The 3,033-nt window shown below is 41.0% G+C and carries 1 protein-coding gene; it reads right to left on the bottom strand.

Features of this window, described 5'->3' with window-relative positions:
• Positions 1 to 351: 351 nt before the first annotated feature.
• Positions 352 to 2,784: a galactose-binding domain-containing protein gene (locus BBROOKSOX_RS09765; protein WP_139661491.1), complete on the bottom strand. Its 2,433-nt coding sequence runs from the start codon at positions 2,782 to 2,784 to the stop codon at positions 352 to 354.
• Between the last annotated feature and the right edge of the window lie 249 nt (positions 2,785 to 3,033).

Raw genomic sequence — 3,033 nt, 5'->3', positions numbered from 1 at the left:
ATCTTGGCTAGTTGCTTAAAATCGTGTTTATAAAAATCATCAGGTAGTTGGATTCTTTTTGGCTTTGTTTTGTTGGTGAAAAAAATGATTATTATACACTGTTTATAGTATTGTTGTTTTTTGAATTTTGTATAACTGTAACAGTTAAAAACAATTTTGTCAAGATTCTATCAACTTTTGCACGCTCAATGGAAAGTACTATGATAGCCTCGTTTTAAGAGCGTCCAGCACTCTTAATGCCGCTAGTGTGTACGCCACATCACTTACAAATTTACCCACTGAATGATGATTAACCACCAGCGCACCATAATCTAAGTGACCAGCAACTGAAACACTTTTGCTGCGTTTGATTTAAAGATCAATACCCACAACTTGAACTTCTGCTAGAGACAAGTAGTTTTCGTCAAGCAACTGGATTCTAACATAACGACCTTGCTTACCTGGTGCATCTAATGTAATGGTTTTTTTTGGGTTAGGCGCGACATGAAAATCTTGCTGATAAGCATGGGTACTGAAGTCTGCTTTATCAGAAATACTAACTTGGTAGTTGCTTAGTCTATTTGCACAACAATCAGTGCGGTTGTAGATAAGGATTTGACTGATGTTTTTCTTGCTGCCTAGATCAACCTGCCACCAAGCACCTTGTTCATATTGGGTGTGGGTTATGCTGTTGTTATACCAGACACCATCAGTGTTGCCGTTAACTGCTTGTGAGGCATGATAATCAGTCTCATTAGAATTGCTGGATTGTGTGGCAGGTTTTCCAAGTGCTAGATTATAACCAGAGGTATATATACCTCCATAACTTGGGTCACCCCATGTCCTGATTGAGCCATCGGGCTTAACAGCGCTAAAGGCATATGCATTTGAATAAATCTTGGTATAACCCTTGTCAGTGGGTGCGTTTGTGGTTTTATTTATTGGCACAGTCCAAAAATTATCTAAGTTACCCCACGATGTAATTGAGCCATCGGCTTTAAGGGCAGCAAAAGCACTATCAGTTGAATAAATCTTAATGTAGCCTTTATCAGTGGGTGCGCTGGATGTGTTTCCGCCTCCAGTAAATGAGTCACCCCACACCGTGATTGAGCCATCGGCTTTAAGGGCGGCAAAGGAATATGCAGTTGAATAAATCTTGATATAACCTTTGTCAGTGGGTGCGTTTGCGCCTCCAGAATCTGGACTACCCCACACCTTGATTGAACCGTCGGCTTTAAGGGCGGCAAAGGCAGTTGCATTTGAATAAATTTTGATATAGCCTTTGTCAGTGAGTGCGTTTGCACCTCCAGAATTTGAATCACCCCACGCCTTGATTGAACCGTTAGCCTTAAGGGCGGCAAAGGCATATGCATTTGAATAAATCTTGGTATAACCACTGTCAGTGGGTGCACCTGTGCCTCCAAAATATGGGCTACCCCACGCCGTGATTGAACCATCGGCTTTAAGGGCGGCAAAGGCAGTTGCATTTGAATAAATCTTGATATAGCCTTTATCAGTGGGTGCGTTTGTGGCTCCATACTTTGAGCTACCCCACACCATGATTGAGCCATCGTGTGTAAGAACAGCAAAGGCTCTTCTATTAGAATAAATCTTGGTATAGCCACTGCCAGAAGGTGCACCTGTGCCTCCAGAATATGAATCACCCCACGCCGTGATTGAACCATCAGCTTTAAGGGCGGCAAAGGCAACTGCATTTGAATAAATCTTGGTATAGCCACTGTCAGAAGGTGCACCTGTGCCTCCAGCATATGCGCTACCCCACGCCGTGATTGAACCATCAGCTTTAAGGGCGGCAAAGGCATACCTATTTGAATAAATCTCGGTATAACCACTGTCAGTGGGTGCGTTTGTGCCTCCATTATTTGAATTACCCCACGCCATGATTGAACCGTCGGCTTTAATAGCAGCAAAAGCTGTCTTATTGGCATAATTTGGCACATTATTAAACCCACCAAAATCATTCCGAGCACTAGAATAATTCACCTTAGCAAAATGCAAAGGATCAACACCCATAACCTGAACTTCTGCTAAAGACAGATAGTCCTTATCAAGCAACTGGATTCTAACATAGCGACCTTGTTTGTCTGATGCGTCTAATCGAATGGTTTTTTTGGGATTAGGCGCGACACGAAAGTCTTGTTGATAAGTGTGGGTGCTGAAGTCTGCTTTATTGGAGATACTAACTTGGTAGTTGCTTAGTCTATTGACACAACAATAATCAGTGCGGTTGTAGATAATAATTTGCTTGATATTTTTTTGACTGCCTAGGTCAACCTGCCACCAAGCGCCTTGTTCATATTGGGTGTGGGTTGTGCTTCTATTGGAGAATTTACCATCAGTGTTACCATCGACTGCATAGCTAGCAACAGCATGGATGCCGTATGAATATAGATATGTGCTGGATTGTGTAGCAGGTTTTCCAAGGGCTAAATTAATATCACCAATACCAACAGCAATAACAACAGTTACAGTGTCCTCATTATAGGTAAAGAAACTGGTTGCTGTTATAACATAAGTCACTGGATCAGAGGCAACAATTGGCACCCCAGAGATAGCTCCAGTGTTTGTATTGAAGGATAAGCCATTGGAAATAGCAGGAGAAATTGAGTAATAAGAAATCAAACCTGCATTAGTAATGGTAACAGGTGTAATAGCAGTTCCAGCAGTAGCGCTAACATAACTAGTGCTGATTGTGATGACTGGAGTTAGTGGCAGAAGACTAAAAGCATTTAAAGAGATTGAAAAGATGGTAATTGCAAGGAGTTTAGTTAGTTTGTTTTTCATGTTCAAAAAATAATGATTAAAAAATATACTGTAACATTTAAAAAAAAATATCAAGGTCTCTTGTGTATCCTCAAAAAAATCCAAAAATAGAGCCACTCTTGCGGATAAATCGTACTAGGATTTTTTTTGTTACCCTTAGAGACCTTTGCATAAATAGGAACAATCATCAGAAACCCACTTTTCACCCACTTGGCGATTTTTTAAACCCAGCCTTAGCCCTGCTAGGACAAGGTTTAAAGAAATCACCAA

The sequence above is a fragment of the bacterium endosymbiont of Bathymodiolus sp. 5 South genome, from assembly GCF_900128535.1.
Classification (GTDB): Bacteria; Pseudomonadota; Gammaproteobacteria; order PS1; family Pseudothioglobaceae; genus Thiodubiliella.
This window is presented reverse-complemented; position numbering and strand designations above follow the sequence as displayed.

Coding starts and splice junctions, on each gene's coding strand:
- BBROOKSOX_RS09765 (WP_139661491.1), bottom strand. CDS start 2,784: ATGAAAAACAAACTAACTAAACTCCTTGCAATTACCATCTTTTCAATC.